Origin of the sequence: Stieleria sedimenti, from assembly GCF_025060895.1 — a bacterium.
Taxonomy (GTDB): Bacteria; Planctomycetota; Planctomycetia; order Pirellulales; family Pirellulaceae; genus Stieleria; species Stieleria sedimenti.
On record NZ_JANZKV010000099.1, the window covers coordinates 37,711 to 60,851 of the forward strand.

Sequence of the window (23,141 nt, forward strand, 5' to 3'; positions counted from 1 at the left end):
CTTAGCTGGTTCGTTTCAGAAAGGGTGGCGGCGAACACCAAATCAATCGCCCGGACGCCGGCGCGAACCGGCTGATGCCGACGATTTCCAGGAGGGTAAATCCCGAAAACGGCACGAAAAAACCCGTGACATTGGGGGGATGCCAGCACCGTAATACTTTCGCGATCGGACGCAATGTCGGCATCGCCGACCGTCCTTGCCGTTGGAGAAGCGGCCCAGTTCGGCCGCTTTGCCGATTTGCCGCACTATTTTCCTGGGCGTGAGTGTAAGTGACGGACTCGATGCCGTTTAGACGATTTAGCAACTCTCGTGTTTTCGCCTACCTCGTCGACCGATGCTATGATCGCCCCCAGCCACTTTCACCATCCGGATGATATCGATGCCCAATTGATGTTAAGGATTAAAAACGGCGAGAGCGATGTTTTTGACCGGTTGGTGCGACGCAATCGTGCGACGGTGCTGCGTTTCATCCGGCATTTCCAGGCCCCCAGCGTGGTCGACCCGGAGGACCTGACCCAACAGGTATTTCTGCGGGTTTACAAATCGCGGCACACCTACCAAGCGACGGCCAAGTTTTCCAGCTGGCTGTACACGATCACCCGCAACGTCGTCTCCAACACCAATCGGCAACTGGCCAGGCGTCGTGAAGTCTCCATCCAAGGAGTGTCCGACGCCAAGATCGAGTTTCAGACCCCATTTGAGATATCGGTCAACTCGGATCCGGCCCACAATCTGGTCCGCAGCGAATGCCGACTGGCGGTGCAACGCGCCATGACTCGACTGGGACAGCGGCAGCAACAGGCCCTCCGCCTGGTCCATTTTCATGGCTACAGTTATCTGGCCGCGGCGAAGGAATTGATGCTGTCAGAGATGGCCCTCAAATCCCTGGTTCAGCGCGCCCGATCCGGGTTGAAAAAATCGCTGCAGCAGGAACATGGCGAAGACATTGACGATATGCTGAGAGCTTGCGCCCCCTGCCACCAAACGTCATTCGCGATCAAACGGTCGTGAATCGATCCGCCAGATGTCCCTGCCCGATCCGCGGTGATGTCAACCTGATGTGACGGACCAGACGGTATGCGGTCAATGCAGGGGGCAATCCGTTCAGATCCCTTTTTCTGAAAAGAACACCATGAACATGATGCGTCCTCTGATTTGCACTGCGATCCTCGCCGGCCTGTCGCTTCCGTCTGCTTCCCAGGGTGAAGACAGCTGGCCGACTTTTCGTGGGGCCGACCGATCCGGGGTTTCCAGTGACACCGGTCTGTTGGACCACTGGCCCAGCGACGGCCCCGAATTGATTTGGACGGCCGAAGGTGCCGGACGTGGCTACGCCAGCGTCGCGATCTCGGGAGGCAAGCTGTTCACACTCGGTGACGGACTTTCCATCGCCGATGACGAAGACGAATACCTGATCTGCTTTGATCAAAAAACCGGCCAACCCCTGTGGCACAGTGCGACAGGCGCCCCGTGGACCAGCGGACAAGAATCCTGGCAAAGCTCTCGCAGCACGCCGACCGTCGATGGCGATCGCGTCTATGTCCTCACCGCGTACGGTGAATTGATCTGCTTCAGCACGACGGGACACGAACGATGGAGACGCCATCTGAAAGACGATCTCGGCGGCAAAAAGGCTGACGGCTGGGGCTACAGCGAATCCGTTTTGATCGACGGAGCGAAATTAATCTGCACCCCCGGCGGTCCGGAATGCACGATGGCCGCTCTCGATAAGATCACCGGTGAAATCCTGTGGACCTGCGTCCGCAAAGAGGACCGTGGTGCCGGACATGCATCGGTCGTCCTGTCAAAGATCGGCGACACGAACGTGTATGTCCAAACGACCGGCAGCGGCCCCATGGGCGTTCGCGCCGATGACGGAAAGCTGTTGTGGTCCTACGAGATCAAACGCACCACCGCCGTGATCCCCACGCCGATCGTCAAAGACGACCTGGTGTCCTTTTCCGCCGGCTATGGCACCGGCGGCGGCCTGCTCCGCCAAGTCCCCGACGGGGACGGCGTGAGCGTAGACGAGATCTATCCTCCGAATCCCAAACTGGGAAACAAACACGGCGGGATCGTGCTCGTCGGCGACTACCTGTACGGCGACTCGGAAGACCAGGGCGTCCCGTTCTGTGCCGAATTGATGACCGGCGAGACGCAATGGAAATCGCGTGGGTCCGGAAAGAAATCGGCCAGCATGACCGCCGCCGACGGCAAGCTTTTCATCCGCTTCAGTGACGGCACCGTCGCGCTCGTCCCCGCATCACCGGACGAATACGAAGAGCAAGGCAGCTTCAAAATCCCCGGCAGCGGAGAGCGTCCCAGTTGGGCACACCCCGTCGTCGTCGGCGGCAAACTCTATCTCCGCGAAGGCGACCAGATCTACTGCTACAATGTCAAGAAGTAGTCGCCGACTGCGACAACAGTGCCGGTCATTCACGCGGTTCGGTTGATCTGCTGGAGATGGCCACCTGAACGTTGCCGCTCCGGTCGATGAAACCGGAGCGCCCGCGATGTTGCTTGATGCTTTCCCGCCGGGGCAACGATCGTGCAATGGGACCCATTGGACGTATGGGTCCCATCTGTCCTATTGGTCCTATCGATCGCGGGCCCCTTCAGTCCAGAGGTTGGACCAACCGCCAGCTCGAACCGAAGCCGCTTGGACGCGGAGGTGCCAGCGACCGGAGCGAGTTTCGACCCTTTCACTGCGCACCGGCGGCCGATACCGGTGCAAAATGGGATTCAAGATGATTCAATTTCTCGCCTCGGCACAGGCCCGTTGCCGACGACCACTCCCACGTCGATGGTTCTATCCAATCGCGACACTCGTCGGACTTGCGGCGGCAGGCCTGTTGACGCCAACCCTCGACATGCCCGCGGTGAAAGCCCAGTCGCCGCCACGGCCCAACATCGTATTCGTGATGACCGACGATCAAGGGTACTGGGACACCGGGGCGACCGGAAATCCGCACATCGACACGCCGAACATGAACGCGATCGCCGACCAGGGCATCCAGTTGGATCGCTACTATGCGGCGCCGGTTTGCGCCCCCACGCGAGCCGGATTGATGACCGGACGGTACTACCTGCGAACCGGTTTGTACAACACACGCTTCGGCGGCGACTCGATGGGCTTGGGCGAAATCACCGTCGCCCAACTGCTCAAGCAAGCGGGCTATCGAACCGGGCTATTCGGTAAATGGCACCTGGGAAAATACCCCGGCTATCAACCGCAAGAGCGCGGCTTTGACGAGTTCTTTGGACACTACCACGGGCACATCGAACGCTACCAATTTCCGAACCAGGTCTATCACAACGGACGACCGGTCGAAGCACGCGGTTACGTCAGCGATGTCTTCACCGATGCCTCCATCGACTTCATCCAACACTCCGTCGAATCACAGGACGGACCGTTTTATTGTGCGTTGATGTTCAACGCACCGCATTCGCCGTTCTTGTTGGACACGTCGCACTATGCACAACCCGAAGGCGACCAGACGCTGAAGAAATACCTCGATCGCGGGCTTCCGATCCGCGAAGCTCGGATCTATGGATTGATCGACCGAGTCGACCAAAACATCGGACGGTTGCTTGAAGCGATCGAACGGTTCGGCGCCGCGGAAAACACGCTGGTCGTGTTCACCAGCGACAACGGCGGCGTCAGCAAGTTTTGGAAAGGCGGGATGAACGGGAACAAGGCGGGGGTTTACGAAGGCGGCGTCCGGGCACCCTGTTTTGTTCGCTGGCCGAAACGAATCCAACCGGGCCAAACCGTTCAGGCTCAAACCTCACACGTCGACTGGCTGCCGACGTTTTGTGACTTGGCCGGTATCGACGTCCCACAAGACCGAACGATCGACGGGGTCAGTCTGGTCGATTTGTTGACCCGCGGAAACGACAAGACACATCATCATCAGTACGTCTACCACACCTGGGATCGCTACCAACCCAACGCCGAAAAACGCTGGTCCATCAGCGACGACCGATGGAAACTATTGTGCCAAGTCGGTAGCTCGACGACGCCGTCGAGATCAAACTGGCGATTGTTCGATCTGCAGGCCGATCCGGGCGAAACAAAGAACGTCGCCCAACAGCATCCCGACCAGGTGGATCGGTTGCGAACCGAATTCGTCCGCTGGTTCAATGACGTCACCGCGGGCCAATCTTATACGCCGGTTCCCGTCCCTGTCGGTGACGTCAGCGTCGACATCGAACCGAGTTGGGCGACCTGGACCGGCGAGCAGATCCAGTACGTGTTCGACGGTTACGACTGGGACACGATCCAGGGCTGGAAGGAACCCGGTGAACAAGCGAGTTGGAAATTGGACGTCGGGCACGCCGGCCCCTACCGCGTTCGCCTGACCTACGGGTGCCGTCCCCTCGACGCCGGTGGCGAATTGATCTTACGCAGCGGTGATGACATCCTCCGCCACGTCGTCCTGGCCAGCGCCACCGCGGACCAATTCGAAAGCCACGCGGCCGGCGTGCTGCATCTGCAACAAGGCCGCGTTGAACTGGTCGCCGAAGTCGCCGAGTGCCCGGGCGACGAATTGATGCGACTGAACCGGATCACGTTGGAGCCGGTGGAGTGAGCCCGTTGGCATGCACAGCATGCCCTACGCACGATTCCCGTCTGGGTATCACTTCTCCTCGACCAACTTACTCGGATCGATCACGACGTGTTTGACCTTTTGTCGCTTCCAAGTGTAGGTCGCGTGGACCATGCCGTCGTCGGTCTGGATGATCGCCGGGTAACTGAATTCGGCGTTCTTTTCCTGTTCCAGGGTCCCGACACGGGTCCAGTGATCCCCGTCTTCGGAAATCGCCAAGTTCAACATCCCGCGTCGTCCCCAACCGGTGCTCCCACTGCCCAGATGGTTGTAGATCAGCAAGTGACGGCCGTCGGCTAACGAGACGACTTCGATGCCCGAATTGGGATTGGGCAGATCGATGGCTTTTAGCGCCGACCAAGTGGTTCCGCCGTCGCTCGACCGAGCGCTGACGATCACCCCTTCTTTGCTTCGGCACAAGGCTTGAAGCGTGCCGTCGGCATGTTGCAGCAGGGTCGGTTGAATCGCGTTGAATTTGGACGCGTCGTTGATCGGGCCGATTCGATTCCACGTCCCTGCGGGCTGACCACCGAGAAGATCCACTTTCTCGAAATGGACTCGCCAACCGTCGTATTCGGTCGACGATCCACACAACAGACGCCCGTCATCGGTCAAGATCGGTTTACACCGCACCGGACCGTCGATGCCTTCGGGCAATCGGACGCGATCGCGAAATGTTCGCCCGCGGTCATAGCTGACCATCATCTCGCCCCACCAACTCTGCGGGTCGGGGCCGACTTTGAAAAACAACAGCGTCGGAGCATCGCCGGGTGGTTGAAACAGCACCGGATTCCAGCACGGATGACGCAAGCCATCATGCTGAACGCCGGTCGCCACTTGCGACGGCGACGACCAACGGCTTCCATCGTGATAGCTGGTCCAGATCCCGACATCCTTGTGCTTCTCTTTCGTTCCGCCAAACCAGGCCGCGACCAAACCACGGGTCGTCCGACAGATCGTCGAGGCGTGGCATTGTTTCGTCGGCAATTTATTATAGATGAACTCTTCGCTCACCAAACCGGGCATGCGTGGCGTCTCCGCTTCATTGACGATGTCTGCGTCGATCTGCTCGTCGGAATACTCAATGCAGTCGTCATGGGCGATGTAGTAGATCCGTCCGTTTTCCGCGCCGACCATCAAATCGGGCTTGCCGTCCTGATCTAAGTCGCAAGCCGACGGGCTGGAGGTGTGTCCGGCGACGTTGCGGCGGGCCAGATTGCCGATCCGCTTCAAGACGACCTTGCCGTCGACAGTGTCACAATTTCGATACCAGATCGCGTTCTCGGAATTGACCAACACATCCAGCCGCTTGTCGCCGTCCCAATCGACCACGGCAAGCTTGTAGCGACCCGATCCGCCGCACGATTTCTCGTTCAATCGAATCGGTTGCAACTGTTCATCGACAAACACGCGTTGCGCTTCGCCGGCATCGGATCGGAGCGTCAAATAGCCTTCTTGATCCAGCATCACCAAGTCCAGTTTATCGTCGGCATCAAAATCGACGACCAACGGTGTGGTCCGCCACTGGGTGAGCGCCGACTGGCTCTTGGTTTGCCACCAGTACCACGCCGGCGGAGCCTCCGTGGGCGTTCCCGCGGTCTCTGCTTCGACCATCACGCCGCCGTCGTTTCGCAACCACTGAAGGCGGGAAAGGATGGAGTTGTAAACGATGTCGGGATCACCATCGTCGTCCACGTCGGCGACCGAAAGCGTCGTGTATCCCCATTTCGCTTCACAAGGTCCCTGAATCGAACCACTGGGGCCGGCCATCACGCGAAACGGCGCACTGGTTCGTCCATCGGCCGATTGCACTTCCACCAGCGAGGGTGCCGACCACTTCGGCAATCCGTTGCTGCCGGCGCCCAGGTTTTCAAAGTACGCGATGTTGCCGGCGGTATTCCCACACAAAATGTCTTCGTCGCCGTCGCCGTCCCAATCATAGACATAGGGCGTGGCGAGCGCACCGAATTTCAACGTGTCGGCTTCCTGTCGGAAGTAACGAGGCGCCAAAAAGACCGGTTGACGCTCTTGCAACTTGCCGGTGTTCTCGATCAATGCCACGCGACCGTCTTCGTCACCGACGATCAAGTCCATGTCGCCGTCGCCGTCCCAGTCGATAGCGGTGGGGGTGATCATCTGCAAATGCATCACCAATGGCTCGCCCAGATTGTTATTGAGCTTGACGCCGGCGGCGTAAACCGGCCCGGTGCGTGACCCGATGTTTTCGAAGTACGTGAACCCGTCCAAGAACTCGCCGCACAACAGGTCCAAGTCTCCGTCGCCATCAAAGTCCGCGAAGTTCGGCGAAGGCCAACCGTAAACATCGATGTCGCCGCCGGCCGCGGTGAGACGTTGGGGTGTCGAAGAATAACTCGGTTGCTCGTCCGACCCTTCGTTATCGATGATGTAGACGTTTCCATGCAGCGGACCGTTTCGCCATCGCCCGGCCGCGTCATAGGCGTGGTCCCAACCGTAGTCCGTCCAGTCTCCGGTGCCGACGGCGATGTCTTGATCGCCGTCGCCATCGAAATCGACGTAACGCCACATGTTGCCACGCACGCGATTGGCATGAACGTTGGACTTGGGGTAGATCTTCTCAGGCTTGTCAAAATCAAACGCGGCGGTCGATGCGTCCCGCGGAAATTCGCTTCCCGGTTGCAAAATCCTCGGCTGCCCATCGACGTAACTGACCTGCAAGTTGTGGCCGGCTTTACCGAGCCGAACGCCGGGTTTGAATACCGGCATCTTGATGGTCGGATCCTGGGTCGGGTTCTCAAAGTAGTAGACGCCTCCGGAGGGCTTGTCCGGACAGGCAACCAGCAAGTCGATGTCGCCGTCGCCGTCGTAATCCATCGGCATCGGCCAAGCCCAAAGCCCGACGCCGAGATCGACTTCCAATCCGGGGTGGTTGTACTCGAGCGGTTGAAGCTTCCAATCCGGGTCGGCGGCGTGAAGGGAACCGGTGACCAGGACGAGTCCAAGTAGCAATAGAGGGTGGGTGTGGCGATTCATGGTTTTGTCGTGGGGAGAGTGGCAGAACGATGGAAGGCGGGTGGATGGGAGGTGGGCAAAACGATGGGGGCAAGACGATGGGAAGGATCGAAGGGAGGGATCGGAGGGAAGGCAGAATGATACGGGGCAGAATGATGGATGACAGTGTGATCGGGCATGGCCATGATTCTGCCCCGTATCATTCTGCCACTTTTCTTCCGCGCCGTGTCGCCATCCGCGCCTTCATGGATTTCAGTTTCCTTTGCAACTCGCGGCGCAACGTTTCGGCTAGCTCCACAGACGATTGGGAAAGATCGTGTTGTTCGCCGGGGTCGGATTTTAAATCGTAGAGCTCGACGCGATCGTCTTCGGCGAACCACAGCAGTTTGTATTGATCGCGGCGGAGTGCGGATTGGGGCCGGGTTTGACTGACACAGAAATCGTCGATTCCGATCGACTGTTTCGCATCCTTGTACCCGCGTTCGGGATGGTAGTAAGGAAAGTGCCAGACCAGACTGCGATCGGCCCGCTGTGATTCCCCTTTGAATACGCCCCGAATCGATGCACCGTCGACGTGGTCCACCGTGCCGCCAGCGACGTCGACGAACGTCGGCAACAAGTCATAGCCAACCACCGGCACATCCGACTCGCTCCCCGCATCGATGTTGCCCGGCCACCTGGCGATCATCGGCACACGGATTCCGCCCTCGTAGAGGTTCCATTTCGAGCCCCGCAACGGTGCGTTGGACACGTATTCGGGATGACCACCGTTATCCGACATGAACACCACCAAGGTTTGATCGGCTTGCCCCGAAGCGTCCAGGGCATCGAGCATTTGACCGACGTGATGGTCCAGTGTCTGCAGGAACGCGGCGTAGATGACGCGTCGGTCACGATTGGGGAGACCTTGCGGGATGACTCGATCGAATCGGTCGACCAGCCACTTACAAGGCGTTTTGACGGGTGTGTGCACATAAAACGACGATGCCATTGCGAAAAACGGTCGGTCCCGTTTCTCGACCAGGTAGTCGCAAACTTGGTCGATCATCGAATCGGATGCGTACTCACCTTCTCGCTCGATGCTCCCCACGGGAGACCGCTTCCATGAATACGGGTGCGCACCAAAGTCCTCGACGGCAATCTCGAATCCCTGCGCCGCCGGACCGTGTGTCGGGCTCCAGCCGAGGTAACCGCCGTGATGCTGATTGAGGTGCCATTTTCCGAAGAACGCGGTTTCGTAACCGAGTCCGCTCAAATGCTCGGCGATCGAGGTTTCCTCCAGCGGCAGATTCAAGGTCAACGGCGGTGCTTGCAGCATCGTCTTCCCCTCGATCTTCTGAAACCCCGGTTGGTCCTTGGTGACAAATTCAAACCCCAGTCGAGCCGTCGTCTTGCCCGTTAGCAAACTCGCTCGCGATGCGCTGCAGATCGGCGCCGACGCGTAGCCGTGATTGAGCCGTATGCCTTGGCTGGCCAATCGATCAAGATTGGGGGTTTGATGCCAGGGATGCCCGTAGCATCCCAAGTCTGCCCAGGCCAAATCGTCAGCCAGAATGAACAGAATGTTGGGCCGATCCGCCGCCTCGGCAAAGCAACGCGTCGATCCCGTTACCAACAGCATCAGAACCAGCAGCAGTTGCCCCGGCTTCTCCCATCGTCGTTGCATCATTGCACCGCTCTCCCTCGTGAAACCAGGAAACCAAGCATCATCATCACCGCGGGACCGAAGACGATCACCAGGAACGGATGGAACGGACTGGCGATCGACTCGAGCGCCACCGGCCAGTAGAAGGTTTTGGAGAACGTCATCCAAGCGATCAAGACGACGCCGGCGGTGAGAATCAGAATCGCCGGGCGTTCCCGCAGTCTCGGCGAGGTGGTTCCCAGCAAAAACAGTCCGATGATCGCCGCGCCGAGCACTCCCGATAGCGTCCACCAGATATCCAAAACGCTATTGGTCAAACGCACCAGAATCAACGCCACGATCGTCCCGAGGGTCCCCCAGACCAACGTCGCCGATCGCAACACGAGCATGCTGGCCTGATCGCTGGAATCGGGCCGCAACAGCCGCTTGTAAAAGTCGCTCATCACCAACGTTGCCGAAGAGTTGAGTCCGGTCGACACGGTGCTCATCGCCGCGGCGAACACGGCCGCGATCAGTAACCCGCGCGCTCCCACAGGCAAATTCGCCGCGATAAAATGGGGAAAAACGCGATCGCCCAAGTCGGTTTGCGACAACCCGTCTGCCGTGGTTTGCAATCGATCTTGATAATCGGCGGATTCCGGATCGACACCGGCTTGCATCAGCTTTTGACTGGCCACGATGTTTCGCACCGCGTCCATGTCTTTAGGATGATTTTGATAGTGGGCGTACAACGCCGTTCCGATGAACAGGAATAACGCGCTGACGGGAACGTACAACAGCGCCCCCAACCAGATGCTTTTTGCGGCTTCCCGATCGCTGCTGGAGGCGATGTAACGTTGGACGTAACTCTGGTCGATGCCAAAGTTTTTAAGGTTTTCGAACAACCCGTAGGCCAACACAATCCACAAGGTCGGAGTGTCCCACTCCGTCAACGATCGGCTGCCCAGCGAAAACTTGCCTTCGGCCGCTGCGACGTCAAACACCTGCCCCGGACCTTCGGGCATTCCCATCAACAGGATCGCCAGCGCCAGCAAGGCACCACCGAGCAACACGAAGGCCTGGATCGCATCGGCCCAGATGACCGCCGTGATGCCGCCGATGAAGGAATACGCCGTCACGATCACGCCGGTCACCAAGATCAGCGTGCGGATGTCCCAGCCGAACAGGATCGCCATCGGCAAGGCCATCAAGTACATCACGACGCCGATGCGGGCGACCTGAAACAACAGGTAAAACGCACTGGCAAACAAACGGGCCCACAACCCGAACCGGTGTTCCAACAAGGAATACGCGCTGACTTCGCCAGACGCCCGGTACATCGGCAAAAAGTACCGCACCGCAATCCAGGCGGCCGGAGGCAGGGCGAGTGAAAAGGCAAACGCATTCCAATTGTCCACAAACGCCTTGCCCGGCAACGCCAGGTAGCTGATGCTGCTCAGATAGGTCGCAAAGATCGACATGCCGCACAGCCATCCCGGCAACGACCGCCCGCCCGCGGTGAAGTCGTCGGCCGATTTGTTGCGCCGCCAAAACACCAAGCCGATCGCCAGAATGCCGACGAAGTAGACGATGAGCACGAGCCAGTCGATGCCCGTGAAAAATGTCGCTGCGATCATCACTGTCCTTTCGGCTCCCCCGCCATTGAATTCAACACCGCTCGCAACTCCGAACGATGTTTCTGGTAGTCGCCGTCGTCGGCACGGTTGACCGATTCGGATGGATCCACGTCGTGATCATACAACTCCACTCCGACCAGTTCGCCACCGGCCGGCGATCCGTCTTCGCTGGAATGCCACTCGGTGTATCGAAATCGCGGAGTCCGGATGCTGTGGCCCATCGCTTTCATCGAATTGCCGTAGTAGGACGGACGGGGATGTTGAGTCAGTGCGGCCTGCTTGACCTGCACGGCGTCACCATCGATCAACGGCCGAAGACTGACTCCTTCGATTCCACTCGGCTCGTCCAAACCGCAGAGGTCGGCGATCGTCGGGTAGAGATCCAGCAATTCCACGATCGCATCGGTCTGTTTCACCGCCACAGCTTTCGGCGGCGCGATGATCAGGGGCACGCGGGCGTCGAGTTCAAAATTGGACGTCTTGCACCACAGCGTGTGATCGCCAAGCTGGAACCCGTGGTCGGACCAGAACACGACCAGTGTTTGCTCGGTCAAACCCAATTGATCCAATTCACTGAGCAGCCGACCGACTTGTGCGTCCATGTAGCTGATCGCGGCAAGGTAACCGTGACGCAGCTCTTGCTCGTCGTCCTTACTCAACGTCGCCGGTTTGCTTTTGCCCAACAGTTCCTGACTATTGTGCCAAGCGATCCGCGGCGTCCCGACCGGCCATTGTGGACAATCGGGCCCGGTGATCTCGTCGCGATCGTACAGGTCCCAATACTTCTTGGGCGCGTTGAACGGCAAATGGGGCTTCCAAAATCCGACCGCCAGAAAGAACGGCTGTTGCGACGCCGCGCGCTCCCGCAGCGCAGCGAGTGCCAGCGTGGTGATCCGGCCATCGAAATAGGCGTCATCGGGCACGTCACGGCATTCGCACCGAATCGCTTCGGCGAAATCGCGCGGAAGCTGCCCTTCAACTTGAGGCACATCGTGTCGGTGCGAATCAAAATGCATCACCGCCGGCACGCTCCACGATTCCGGATCGCCCTGAATGTCCGTGGCCCAATTGTGAAAGATCTTGCCGATGTCCTGGGCGAAATAGCCGTTCTGTTTGAAATACTGCGGCAGCGTCACGACGTCGGGAATCGCGTCGCGAAAATGCTTGGTCAAGTTGTACTGGGCCAGGGTGTTCGGCCGCCGACCGGTGAGCAAACTGCTGCGCGAGGGATTGCAGAGTGCTTGAGCGCAATACGCTCGATCGAATCGAGTGCCCCGCGCGGCCAAACGATCCAGATGCGGCGTCTTGACCAACGGGTGACCATAGCAACCCAAATCACAGCGCAAGTCATCCGCCGCAATGAACAGCACGTTGGGACGATCGTCTGCAAAAGCATCTGACGTGATCGCCAACGTCAACCATAAGATGAATATCGTTCGAATCATGGGGGAAGTTTTTCAGTTCTCAGTTCTCAGTTCTCAGATTTCAGTTCTCAGATTTCAGATTTACCATCGTTTTGCCCCCATCATTCCGACTTCTCCAACACCCCGATCTCTCTCAGCACTTCCGCGACTTGTTCGCGTTGTGGGTCGAGGAACCGGTTGAAAGGATCGGCGGGCAGGTCTTCGCAAATGCCGATCAACGAGAGTGCGGATTTGGTCGCCTTGATGTGCCGTGAAGCATACTTGCCGACCTCATAGATCTCTTGGAATTTCAAGATCGTTGCCAAGGCGGCATCGGTCGCTTCGGTGTCACCGGCGATGAGCGCCTGGTAGCAATCGACAAAGACGCTGGGCATGACATTGGCGCCACCGTTGACACCGCCATCGCCTCCCAACGCGATCGCCTGGGGCAACAGGGCTTCCGGGCCGATCAAGACCTGCCAATCCGTGCGAATCGATTTCAATTGACACAGTTTCCCGAAATACTCCAGGTCCCCGCTGCTGTCCTTGACGCCGATGATCGAGGGGATTTCGGACAGTCGTTTCAGCGTGTCGATTTCAAACCAAACCTTCGTCAGCCCCGGCATGTTGTAGAGCATCAACGGCAGCGGAATATCCGGCGCGATACTCTGCACATAGCGCGTCAGTTCAGTCTGTCCGGCGGGAAAGTAATAAGGGGTCGTCAGCACTGCGGCATCGGCACCGCATTGGGCGGCATACTCCGCCAGGGTGACGGTTTCCATGTAGGCGGTGTCGGTCACTCCGACCAGCACCGGCACGCGCCCGCCGACGAGGCGAACCGATTCGGCGATCATCTCGCGTCGCAACCGGTAACTTAAACTCGGTGCCTCCCCGGTGGTCCCCAGAATGAACACCGCGGCCACGCCGCCGTCGATCACGTGGTCCAACAAACGCTGCAACCCGGCGCGGTCCAACTCGTCTCGGGCCGCCAGCGGCGTGACCAATGGTGGCACGATCCCCTGAAGCGAAATGCGGCTGGAGCCCGGAACCGCTTGTCCACTTGCATGATCTGTCACGACACTTCCCATCGATTGGTTTCCCTGGATTCAATTTCCTGCAGCGTCAACTGAAGCCCCGCTGCGATGTGACGCTGCATCGCATCGCGGGCGCGCTCGGGGTCCCTGGATCGGATCCCGTCAAAGATCGCCGCATGATCGTCGCACGTGGACTCCATGATCGCGGCGTCGTAGGCGTGCCGATCGGCGGCGAAGACACGGACCAGTGCGTTGGAACTTTCGCTCGATCGAACCATCGTTTGGTTGCCGGTCGCGTCGATGATCAACATATGGAATCCGAGGTCAGCGCGTTCAAAATCAGCCGTGTCGCGTTTGCCCGCTTGTCGGTTGTTCGTTTTTGCGACCTTGGCGGCGATCGTCCGCATCCGCCCCAGCGCCCGCTCGATCGCGGCGATCTGAGCCTCACTGGCGCGTTCGGCCGCCTTGGCCGCCGCGTACGGCTCGATGGCTTCACGCATTTCGTACAGTTCGACCAACTCGTCGGGACTGATCGTGCGAACGACCGCCCCGAGCTGCGGGACCAGTTCGACGAATCCTTCGTTGGCCAACAATCCCATCGCCTCGCGGACCGGCGTGGCGCTGATCCCGAGTTCCTGTCCGATCGGTCCATAGCGAATCCGGCTGCCCGGAGCGAACTCACCGGCGATCAGCCGCGAGCGGAGGTTCCGGTAGGCCAGTTGGGCGTGGGTGGAAGTCACGGGAGACACTCTGATTTGTAGAGGTCTATAGACTTTACCAGAACCGCAGCGGCACGCAAGCGACCGGCGAGACAACCCGCTGAAGCATCGTTTAGCGGCAGGCCGCGAGCGGGTTGTCGATTTAGTGAGCCGTGACGCGTGAGCGGCCGGGCATTCCGGCGCCCGACCGAGGCCTCACGGCCAACGGCTCACCATTGTGCCGCTAGCACCGCAGTCGATTTAGTGAGCCGTGACGCGTGAGCGGCCGGGCATTCCGGCGCCCGCCCGAGGCCTTACGGCCAACGGCTCACCATGGTGCCGCTAGCACCGCAGTCGATTTAGTGAGCCGTGACGCGTGAGCGGCCGGGCATTCCGGCGCCCGACCGAGGCCTTACGGCCAACGGCTCACCATGGAGTCAGCAGATCCCGACTAAATCGACAGCCCGCGAGCCCTCCGGCGTCTTGGAAAAGATGAAGGACCGGAGGGCTCGCGCCCTGCCGCTAAAACTTAAAGGAGTTGATGGGAATGCCGCGGCGACTTCCCCGGAGGTGGCGCGACGCTGACCTCCGGCTACCCGCTGGCATCCCTCCGGGATACTAGAATCGTCTGGCGTCAGGCAACCAGACGGAGTTTCTCGGCTTCCTGCTCTTTGGCCGCGCAGATGCCTTCGATGAACTCTTCGAAGATGCGGACGTCCAGCGCCGAGGCGGCGGCACATTCGGGGTGGAACTGGGTTCCGACCACGAACCAATCCATCATTTCACTTTCGATGGCTTCGATCACACCATCGGGGCAGCGGGCGGTCACGCGGAAGCCCGGTGCGACCTCGTCGATCGCCATGTGGTGACGGCTGCTGACACGAATCTCACCGTCGCCGAAGACGCGGCCGACCAGCGAATCGCTTTCGACTTCCAGGGTGTGTCGGTGATTGGGGTCATGGGGGTCCAGGTGCGGAACCGCCGCCGGCAAGTCTTCTTTGATGTGCAGGAACAGGTTGCCGCCCTGTTGAATGTTCAACAGTTGCATGCCGGCTCCGATCGCCAGCAACGGGATGCGACGCTCGGCGATTTCTGCGACCAAGTGACGGTCGCTGGTTTCACGCACCGGATCCATCGGGCGAACGCTCGAATGCAACATGAAGCCGTCGTTGCGCGGATCCAAGTCTCCGCCACCGATCATCATGAAGCCTTCAACGTGATCCAGTACCCGGGCGATCGATTCAGGGTCGTCCATCGGAGGCACGACGACCGGAATGCCACCGGCCGAAAGGATCGACTGAAAGTAGCCCGCCGCCAGATAGGCGAACCCGGGTTTACTGCGATCAGCAGCTTTGAAATCACAGTTGATACCAATGATCGGCTTGCTAACCAGAGCTTCGTTTGACATCCGACGTTTCCTCATAAAAGTCGCAAAATCCAAGAATGACAACGCAGCCGCGTGCTGCGTCAAAAAAGGGGTGCACGGTTACCTGGAAGAACGCCCCACCACTTCGGCTCGACGCAAACCATGCGTCGGTCGGAGGTGACGGGAAGCAGGAAAACGCAGCAGCAAAGCGGTTGCGAGTGAACCGGGATTGCCAAACCGAACTGCCGAGTCGGGGTGAGCCCGCTGAACTCGATGAATAGAAGAGCGATAAGAATCCATCTTGGAATCCATAGTGATCGTCCTTAATCAGGACCGCCCCGGCGGTGTCGGCTCTGGGTCAGAGACCGGCGACGTTACGCAAGTCTCTCCGAGCGGTGCGAAAAGTAGCGGCAATTTTCATCGGTTCCAAACAATCTCTACATCTTGTGCAAACTGGCGTGTGCTAGCACGACAGACAGTGCTAGCAATACGCTTTTTTGCTATCAATGCGGCGTTTGGATGCCGATGGCTACCGGCATCAACCCGGAATCAACCCGGAACGCGACCGGAATGCTACCTTGAACATCGTTTCCTCGGGTTTGGCCCGTAGCGTCGCGCCCAATGCCACATACTTTGACACCAACCGGGGTGTTTTTTGTTAGCGGTAGGGCGCGAGCCCTCCGGTCTTTCACGGTGTTTCCAAGCTGAAGCCGGACGGCTCGCGCCCAATACCGCTCAATCGACAAGGTTTTGACAAGCGCAGAACCCTGCCGCTCACAAGCATCACTGCGTTTGGTGTCAAAGGAGAACGGCAGCGTCCGCGCGGCGCTAAATCTCGATTTAGCGGTATCGGGCTGTGGCCCGTACGCTAGCGCGATACGGCTAATCCCACGTGTGATCTGGATTCCATCGCCAGGCCACCGACGGCCTCCGCGACGCCTCTCCCTGAGAATGCTGCCGGGGTAGACTACCGCAACTCAGCTGAAACAGAGCGTCAGAGAATCAGGCAGAGAATCAGTCCTGAAAATTCAACCGACAAAAATTCAACCGACAAGGAAACGCGTCCGTGAAATTTGAAAACGTTCGACTGGCGGCCATCGGTGCGTTGGTCCCCGACGAGGTTTGGTCGAGCGATCAGATCGAACAGCGTCTGCAACCGCTCTACCAGCGTCTGAAGTTGCCCGAAGGCCGATTGGAGCTGATGTCGGGAATCGCCCGGCGCCGCGTCTGGCCGGCGGGGACTGTCCCCAGTGGGCCCAGCATCGAAGCGGGGAAGCTGGCCGTCCAGGCTGCCGGGGTGGGCGTCGAATCGATCGGCTGCCTGATTCACGCCAGCGTGTGTCGTGATTTTCTGGAGCCGGCGACGGCATCGCGGGTGCACCACGGGATCGGGCTGTCCTCGGATTGCTGGGTCTATGACGTTTCCAATGCCTGCCTGGGCCTGATCAACGGCGCGATTCAGATCGCGATGATGATCCAGAGCGGCGCGATCGACGCCGGGATGGTGGTGGGCACCGAAAACAGCCGGATGCTGCTCGAATCGACGATCCAGGCCCTCAACGGGGACACGTCGCTGCGGCGCAAGGACATCAAGGGCGCGTTTGCGTCGCTGACGATCGGATCGGGCAGTTGTGCCTGGCTGCTGACCCACGAGCGTTTGGCGCCCGAGGCGACCTCGATCGAAGTCGGCATCGCCGAGGCCCGCACCCGATTTCACGATCTGTGCGTCAGCGACAGCGACTCGGCCGGCGCGGCGATGCAGCCGCTGATGGAGACGGATTCGGAGAAGCTGATGGCCGAGGGGATCGCCACAGGGGCTGCGGCCTTTGAAAAACTGTTGGCCGAAAGCGGCTGGGACCGCAGTTCGATCGAGCGAACGGTTTGCCACCAGGTCGGGACGCGTCATCGGGTGGCGATGCTGGAATCGATGGGGCTTTCCACCGAGCGGGACAGCGTTTCATTCCCCCAACTCGGCAACACGGGCTCGGTTGCGCTGCCCCTGACGGTCGCGTCGGCGGCCGAGCAAGGCGACCTAACCGGGGGGGACCGGGTAGCGATGTTGGGGATCGGGTCGGGGATCAACAGCGTGATGCTGGCGGCCCGCTGGGGAAGCACTGCGATCGCGGGAAACATCAAAGCGATTCAAAATGTCCCGTTGGCCTTGAAAATCCCGAGCTGAGCGGCGACACTCTGCCGCTTCCCAAAACCGACGCGCGACCGCCCTCGGAGAATCGTCTCTCCGGGTGAAAACAGCGGATCGCGCCGGCAGCGTTTCGATCGGTTTGGATAAACCGTTCGTCCCGCAGCCCGCCCCCCTTTATTGATCTGTAGCGGTCCACCCGCGGCTTGGTTTTTTGCCGATCCGTCAGTGGGGCTGATTGCGGACACCCAGGAGAATCACCGTCTATGGCTCGTTACACCGGCCCTAAAGCACGCGTCAACCGTCGACTCGGCACCCTGATTTATGAAACCGCGGGTGCCGCTCGTGCGCTCGACCGTCGCAACACGCCGCCCGGGATGCATGTCCGCGGCCGTCGCCCGAGTAACTACGGTGCGGCATTGCAAGAAAAGCAAAAGATCAAGCACTATTACGGGTTGGGCGAACGCCAGCTGCGTCGCTACTTTGACGCCGTCGGTCGCAAGTCGGGCAACACCGGTGAGCTGTTGTTGCTGATGTGCGAGCGTCGGCTGGACAACGTGGTTCGCCGAGTCGGATTTACCAAGACCCGTCCCCAGGCCCGTCAAGGCGTCGCGCACGGCCACTTTCTGGTCAACGGCGTGAAGGTCGACAAGCCCAGCTACATCCTGCGTCCGGGCGACATTGTCGAAGTCCGCAACCGCGAGAACCTGAAGAACCTGTACCGGGGTGTGATCGCCAACGCGGCCCCCGATGCACTGGACTGGGTCGCGTTTGACAGCGAGAGCTTGAAGGCGACGATGCTGGGGATGCCCGGTGCGAGCGACATCAGCTTGCCGGTCGACGCGAACTCCGTCGTCGAATTCCTGTCTCGTTAATCGAATCGGTGTGGCGTCCAGCTTGCCTTCACGGGGTTTCGCAGGCTGGAAGCATACGCCAAGTTGCGGTTTGACAGTACAATTCAGCTTCCGTCGCGGACGCCTCGGCGTCCGTTCTTTTTTGCTCCGACGGTGGTCTCCCAAACCAACAGTCTTCCTCGCCAATCGAATAGAGAAAAATGCATTGTCCCGTTGTTGTCTTGGGCGGTGGTCCCGGTGGTTATGCGGCCGCGTTTTTGGCCGCCGATGAAGGATTGGACGTCACCATTGTCGAAGCGGAACCCCGGCTCGGCGGGACCTGCTTGTTGCGCGGATGTATCCCCAGCAAGGCGCTGTTGCACGTCGCCAAAGTGATCCACGAAGTGGACGACTTGAGAGCCAATTGGGGCGTGGAATACCCCGGCAAACCGACGATCGACATCGACAAGGTGCGGGCCCGCAAGGACCAGGTGATTTCCAACCTGACCGGCGGACTCGGCAATCTGGCCAAGCGTCGCAACGTCACCGTGATCCAAGCCCGCGGCAGCTTTGTCAACTCGACCACGTTGCAATTGGAAGGCGACCACGAATCGATCCCCGTCGGCGGACAACTGACGTTCGACCACTGCATCCTGGCCACCGGCAGCGTCCCCGCGATGCCGCCGGCGTTCAACATCGGCAGCGACCGCGTGATGGACAGTACCGGTGCACTGGCGCTCGCGGATATCCCCGAATCGATGCTGGTCGTCGGCGGCGGATACATCGGACTGGAAATGGGCAGCGTGTACGCCCATCTGGGTTCCAAGGTCACGGTCGTCGAATTGGCCGAGGGCTTGTTGCCTGGAGCGGACCGTGATCTGGTCAAACCGCTCGCCAAACGCATTGACAAACTTTGCGAAGGCCGCGTGCTGACGAACACCAAGGTCGGCTCGTTGACCGAAGTCGGCGACAAGATCGAAGTGACGTTTGAAGGGCCGGCCCATTTCGGGCACGAGCAATTTGATCGTGTGCTGATCAGCATCGGTCGGCGTCCGGTCACCCGCGGCCTGGGACTGGAAAACACCTCCGTCGTCGTCAACGAGCGGGGCTTCGTCGAATGCGACGACCGGCAACGCACGGCCGATCCACACATCCTGGCCATCGGTGACGTCGCCGGGGATCCGATGCTCGCCCACAAAGCGACGCACGAAGGCCGGGTGGCCGCCGAAGTCCTGGCCGGTAAAGCCGCCAGCTTTGACAAGAAAGCAATCCCGGCGGTGGTGTTCACCGATCCCGAGATCGCTTGGGCGGGCATCACCGAAACCGAAGCCAAGCGAGACGGCGTGAAGGTCGCGGTGGAGGTCTATCCCTGGGCGGCGAGCGGACGGGCTCAGGCTCTGGGGATCACCGAAGGGTTGACCAAGTGGCTCGTCGATCCGGACTCCGGACGCGTGATCGGTTGTGGGATCGTCGGATCGGGGGCCGGTGAATTGATCGCCGAAGCCGTCTTGGCGATCGAGATGGGATGCGAAGTCCATGACGTGACCGAAAGCGTGCACCCGCACCCGACGCTCAGTGAAACGTTGATGAATGCCGGTGAAGTGCACTTCGGCACCGCCACCGAAATTTTCAAACCCAAACGAAAACCTGCGTCAGTGGGTTGATCCATGACACAACGCGTCTACATCAAAACCGTCGGCTGCCAGATGAACGTGCTGGACAGCGAAATGGTCATCGCTGACTTGAAACGTCACGGCTACACCGTCGTGGACTCGCACGAAGAAGCGGACTGCGTGCTGTACAACACCTGCAGCGTCCGCGAGCATGCCGAGGAAAAGGTCTACAGCGCGTTGGGCAAGATCCGTGAATCCAAGAAGGATCATCCGGACAAATTGATCGGCGTGATGGGCTGCATGGCCCAGAAGGATCAGGAGATCATTTTCAAACGTGCGCCGTACGTCGACATGGTCGTCGGCCCGGGGCAACTGCACACGATCCCAGATCTGCTGACCAAACTGCGAAACGGCGAAGGCCGCCAGATGGCGATCTCGCTGGGCCGCAAGGACGACAAACAAGCCGTCGTCGCGCGGAGCCACGAGACGTTCGACCCGCTCCGTGACCCCACGATGCGGCCGACCCCGTTCCAGGCGTACCTGCGGATCCAGATCGGTTGCGATAAGTTTTGCACCTACTGTGTCGTCCCCAACACGCGCGGTCCCGAGCAAGGTCGTCCGCCCCGGCAAATCGTCTCCGAGGCGCAGGTGCTGGCCGAACAGGGATGCCGCGAAATCACGTTGCTCGGTCAAACCGTCAACAGCTACCAGTATTCCGCCGATGGCGAAACGACGGACATGACGTCGCTGTTGGAAATGCTGCACGATGTCGATGGGATCGAGCGGATCAAGTTCGTCACCAATTACCCCAAAGACATGACCGAACGGTTGCTGGTGGCCGTCCGCGACTTGCCGAAGGTCTCGCCGTATTTGCACGTGCCCGCCCAGAGCGGCAGCGACGACGTGCTCAAACGCATGAAACGCGGCTACACGATCGCCGACTACATGGAGATGTTCGAGCGGATCGAGCGGATCTTGCCCGAGGCCGCCGTCAGCAGCGACTTCATCGTCGGGTTCTGCGGCGAGACGGACGAGGACTTTGAAAAATCCGTCGCGCTGGTCGAACGTTGCCGCTTCAAGAACAGCTTCATCTTCCAATACAGCGTCCGGCCCGGCACCAAAGCCGCCGAACGATTGGAAGACGACGTGCCGCGGGAGGTCAAAGCCGAGCGGAACCATCGCTTGCTGGAGGTCCAGAACCGGATCGCGAAAGAAGAAAACGCCACAATGATCGGCCGCGAGGTTCAGGTGTTGGTCGAAGGCCCCAGCAAGAAAGCCGCCGACGCCGATGCAGACAGCCCCGTCGTTCAAATGACCGGGCGGACCCCCTGTGATCGCATCGTCGTGTTCGACGGCAATCGTCGCCAGGCGGGACAGTTGCTGGACATCCATGTCGACGACGTCAGCAGCCACACCTTGATCGGCCGAGTCAAAACCGTCGACGTCGTCTCGATCGGGATGTAGCGGGTAGCTCGTGCGGCACAGTGCAGTGAGCGGCGCCAGCCGTCCGGTCGATTTAATCGAGATCTGCTGAGTTGATGGTGAGCCGCTGGCCGTAAGGCCTCGGGCGGGCGCCCGATTGCCCGGCCGCTTACGCGTCACGGCTCACAAAACCGACAGCCCGCAAACCGTCCGGTTTCAGCCTGAAAACACTTTGAAAAACCAAAGGGGCTCGCGCCCTGCCGCTAACAAAAAACGGAAGGTGAGGGTGAGAAATCACCCTTGCGACCCACCGGCCGGGGCAACCGGGACACGATCGATGACGGTTTTCCCGCAGGGTCCCCGGGCGTCGTGCTGCTCGCCGTTGCCCCCTGTGCTTCGCCGCCCGCATTCGTGACAATCCGGGCACTCTCCCCTACAAAACATACCTATGTCCACTTCTACCCAATCCTCGGCGGACCCATCCTCCCAGAGCGAGATCACGACGCATCCGCTGCCGTGCGGAATGACGGTCCTGGTTCAACCGATGCCTTGGCTACGAACCGCGGCCTTCACCCTCTCGCTCCGCAGCGGCATTCAGACCGAGCCGGAGAACCGAGCCGGTCTGGCGTCGATGGTCTGCGAGATGGTCCAGCGCGGGGCCGGCAGCTTCAGCAGCCGTGACCTGGTCGCGATGCAGGACAATCTGGGCATGGATCGCAACAGCGGTGTTTCGACAGCGACGTCATCGTTTGGTGCCGCGATGCCGGCCGAATCGTTCGGTGAAGCGTTGAACCTGTACGCGGACATCGTGCGGCGGCCGCATCTGCCGGCGGATCAAATCGAAGATGCCCGGATGATGATGATCCAGGAGCTGCGTGCGATCGAAGACGAGCCGACACAGCGGGTGATGAAGCGTGTCCGCGAGCTGCACTATGGCTCTCGACTGGGACGCGGCAACCAAGGAACGATGGAGTCGTTGGCCGCGATCAATAGCGATGACATTCGACAGTTTTATCAAGCCACCTATCACGCCGGTGGTGCGATCCTGACCGTTGCGGGGCGCGTCGAAGCCGACACGGTGGTGCAGCTCGCCCAGGAAGCATTCGGAGACTGGCGAACGGAGGACGTTGACGACGCCCCGTTGCCCAGCGGCGCACCGGTGTATGAACACATCCAAGCGGCCAGCAGCCAAACCCACATCGCGTTCGCGTTCCCGAGCATCCCTTACGGTCACCCGGACTATTTCGCCATGCGTGCGGGCATCGGCATCCTGAGCGACGGAATGAGCAGCCGGCTGTTCGATCGCGTCCGCGAAAAACGCGGGCTGTGTTACACCGTCTCGGCGAGTTGCCATTCGCTGATCAATGCCGGCGGTGTGTTCGGCTACGCCGGAACCACGCCCGCCCGCGCCCAAGAAACGTTGGATGTCACGCTGGGAGAGATCCGGAATCTGCCCAGCGACTTGGAGCAAAGCGAGTTGGACCGTTGGAAGGTTCGCATCGAAAGCGGGCTGATCATGGAACAGGAATCCAGTGCTTCGCGGGCCAGTTCCCTGGCCAGCGATTTCTATCAGATCGGCAGGGCGATGCCGACGGCCGAACTGAGTGAGATCATCGAAGCGTTGACGCTCGATGACGTGAAGGGTTATTGGGAAAAACACCCGCCGTCGGACTATCGGATCGTCACCCTCGGACCCGAGAAGCTCAACGTTTAACCCGCTGCGACGCTTTCGCTTTGCGCGTCGGGTTGAAAGGCCGATCGCCCGTCGGC

At 60.0% G+C, this 23,141-nt stretch carries 15 protein-coding genes; 8 read left to right on the top strand and 7 right to left on the bottom strand.

Annotated elements, in window-relative coordinates; translation table 11 throughout:
• The first annotated feature begins 390 nt into the window (after window positions 1–390).
• From NZK35_RS14095 to NZK35_RS14105, 3 genes are all read left to right on the top strand, one after another.
• Entirely contained in the window at window positions 391–1,011 is a 621-nt protein-coding gene (locus NZK35_RS14095) for an RNA polymerase sigma factor (protein WP_259633172.1), read from the top strand.
• Window positions 1,012–1,138: 127 nt separating this feature from the next.
• Window positions 1,139–2,407, top strand: a complete 1,269-nt coding sequence (locus NZK35_RS14100; RefSeq protein WP_259633173.1) for a PQQ-binding-like beta-propeller repeat protein — start codon at window positions 1,139–1,141, stop codon at window positions 2,405–2,407.
• Window positions 2,408–2,747: 340 nt separating this feature from the next.
• Window positions 2,748–4,592, top strand: a complete 1,845-nt coding sequence (locus NZK35_RS14105) for a sulfatase-like hydrolase/transferase (protein WP_259633174.1) — start codon at window positions 2,748–2,750, stop codon at window positions 4,590–4,592.
• A gap of 48 nt (window positions 4,593–4,640) precedes the next feature.
• Here the strand turns inward: NZK35_RS14105 and NZK35_RS14110 are convergent, their stop codons facing one another.
• The 7 genes from NZK35_RS14110 to NZK35_RS14140 form a co-directional block, all read right to left on the bottom strand.
• On the bottom strand, window positions 4,641–7,622 hold the full coding sequence (locus NZK35_RS14110) for an exo-alpha-sialidase (RefSeq protein WP_259633175.1): 2,982 nt from the start codon (window positions 7,620–7,622) through the stop codon (window positions 4,641–4,643).
• A gap of 178 nt (window positions 7,623–7,800) precedes the next feature.
• Window positions 7,801–9,270 carry a sulfatase gene (locus NZK35_RS14115; RefSeq protein ID WP_259633176.1) on the bottom strand — a complete coding sequence of 490 codons (1,470 nt, stop codon included), beginning with the start codon at window positions 9,268–9,270 and terminating at the stop codon, window positions 7,801–7,803.
• Window positions 9,267–10,862: a sodium:solute symporter gene (locus tag NZK35_RS14120; protein WP_259633177.1), complete on the bottom strand. Its 1,596-nt coding sequence runs from the start codon at window positions 10,860–10,862 to the stop codon at window positions 9,267–9,269. The genes NZK35_RS14115 and NZK35_RS14120 overlap by 4 nt, the downstream gene beginning before the upstream one ends.
• The gene (locus NZK35_RS14125; protein ID WP_259633178.1) at window positions 10,862–12,307 is read right to left on the bottom strand and encodes a sulfatase; all 1,446 of its coding nucleotides are present in this window, start codon (window positions 12,305–12,307) and stop codon (window positions 10,862–10,864) included. The genes NZK35_RS14120 and NZK35_RS14125 overlap by 1 nt, the downstream gene beginning before the upstream one ends.
• Window positions 12,308–12,387: 80 nt before the next feature.
• Complete coding sequence (locus tag NZK35_RS14130; RefSeq protein ID WP_259633179.1) at window positions 12,388–13,341, bottom strand: dihydrodipicolinate synthase family protein; 954 nt, start codon at window positions 13,339–13,341, stop codon at window positions 12,388–12,390.
• Window positions 13,338–14,039 carry a GntR family transcriptional regulator gene (locus NZK35_RS14135; RefSeq protein ID WP_259633180.1) on the bottom strand — a complete coding sequence of 234 codons (702 nt, stop codon included), beginning with the start codon at window positions 14,037–14,039 and terminating at the stop codon, window positions 13,338–13,340. Before NZK35_RS14135 ends, NZK35_RS14130 begins: the two co-directional genes overlap by 4 nt.
• Window positions 14,040–14,631: 592 nt before the next feature.
• On the bottom strand, window positions 14,632–15,405 hold the full coding sequence (locus NZK35_RS14140; RefSeq protein WP_259633181.1) for a gamma-glutamyl-gamma-aminobutyrate hydrolase family protein: 774 nt from the start codon (window positions 15,403–15,405) through the stop codon (window positions 14,632–14,634).
• Between the two features lie 1,024 nt (window positions 15,406–16,429).
• Here NZK35_RS14140 and NZK35_RS14145 point away from each other — a divergent pair.
• The 5 genes from NZK35_RS14145 to NZK35_RS14165 all read left to right on the top strand — a co-directional run bounded on the left by NZK35_RS14145 (window position 16,430) and on the right by NZK35_RS14165 (window position 23,085).
• On the top strand, window positions 16,430–17,542 hold the full coding sequence (locus NZK35_RS14145) for a 3-oxoacyl-ACP synthase III (RefSeq protein WP_259633182.1): 1,113 nt from the start codon (window positions 16,430–16,432) through the stop codon (window positions 17,540–17,542).
• A 227-nt stretch (window positions 17,543–17,769) separates the two neighbouring features.
• On the top strand, window positions 17,770–18,378 hold the full coding sequence (gene rpsD, locus NZK35_RS14150) for a 30S ribosomal protein S4 (protein ID WP_259633183.1): 609 nt from the start codon (window positions 17,770–17,772) through the stop codon (window positions 18,376–18,378).
• A 179-nt stretch (window positions 18,379–18,557) separates the two neighbouring features.
• On the top strand, window positions 18,558–20,000 hold the full coding sequence (lpdA, locus tag NZK35_RS14155; RefSeq protein ID WP_259633184.1) for a dihydrolipoyl dehydrogenase: 1,443 nt from the start codon (window positions 18,558–18,560) through the stop codon (window positions 19,998–20,000).
• Window positions 20,001–20,003: 3 nt separating this feature from the next.
• Window positions 20,004–21,413 carry a tRNA (N6-isopentenyl adenosine(37)-C2)-methylthiotransferase MiaB gene (gene miaB / locus NZK35_RS14160; protein ID WP_259633185.1) on the top strand — a complete coding sequence of 470 codons (1,410 nt, stop codon included), beginning with the start codon at window positions 20,004–20,006 and terminating at the stop codon, window positions 21,411–21,413.
• Between the two features lie 406 nt (window positions 21,414–21,819).
• Window positions 21,820–23,085 (top strand): M16 family metallopeptidase, encoded by a 1,266-nt coding sequence (locus NZK35_RS14165; protein ID WP_259633186.1) that lies wholly within the window; start codon window positions 21,820–21,822, stop codon window positions 23,083–23,085.
• The last annotated feature ends 56 nt before the right edge of the window (window positions 23,086–23,141 follow it).

What these genes read in the sequence shown, in the direction of transcription:
- NZK35_RS14095 (WP_259633172.1), top strand. Translation starts at nt 391, where the DNA reads ATGTTAAGGATTAAAAACGGCGAGAGCGATGTTTTTGACCGGTTGGTG.
- NZK35_RS14100 (WP_259633173.1), top strand. Translation starts at nt 1,139, where the DNA reads ATGATGCGTCCTCTGATTTGCACTGCGATCCTCGCCGGCCTGTCGCTT.
- NZK35_RS14105 (WP_259633174.1), top strand. Translation starts at nt 2,748, where the DNA reads ATGATTCAATTTCTCGCCTCGGCACAGGCCCGTTGCCGACGACCACTC.
- NZK35_RS14110 (WP_259633175.1), bottom strand. Translation starts at nt 7,622, where the DNA reads ATGAATCGCCACACCCACCCTCTATTGCTACTTGGACTCGTCCTGGTC.
- NZK35_RS14115 (WP_259633176.1), bottom strand. Translation starts at nt 9,270, where the DNA reads ATGATGCAACGACGATGGGAGAAGCCGGGGCAACTGCTGCTGGTTCTG.
- NZK35_RS14120 (WP_259633177.1), bottom strand. Translation starts at nt 10,862, where the DNA reads ATGATCGCAGCGACATTTTTCACGGGCATCGACTGGCTCGTGCTCATC.
- NZK35_RS14125 (WP_259633178.1), bottom strand. Translation starts at nt 12,307, where the DNA reads ATGATTCGAACGATATTCATCTTATGGTTGACGTTGGCGATCACGTCA.
- NZK35_RS14140 (WP_259633181.1), bottom strand. Translation starts at nt 15,405, where the DNA reads ATGTCAAACGAAGCTCTGGTTAGCAAGCCGATCATTGGTATCAACTGT.
- rpsD (WP_259633183.1), top strand. Translation starts at nt 17,770, where the DNA reads ATGGCTCGTTACACCGGCCCTAAAGCACGCGTCAACCGTCGACTCGGC.
- lpdA (WP_259633184.1), top strand. Translation starts at nt 18,558, where the DNA reads ATGCATTGTCCCGTTGTTGTCTTGGGCGGTGGTCCCGGTGGTTATGCG.
- miaB (WP_259633185.1), top strand. Translation starts at nt 20,004, where the DNA reads ATGACACAACGCGTCTACATCAAAACCGTCGGCTGCCAGATGAACGTG.
- NZK35_RS14165 (WP_259633186.1), top strand. Translation starts at nt 21,820, where the DNA reads ATGTCCACTTCTACCCAATCCTCGGCGGACCCATCCTCCCAGAGCGAG.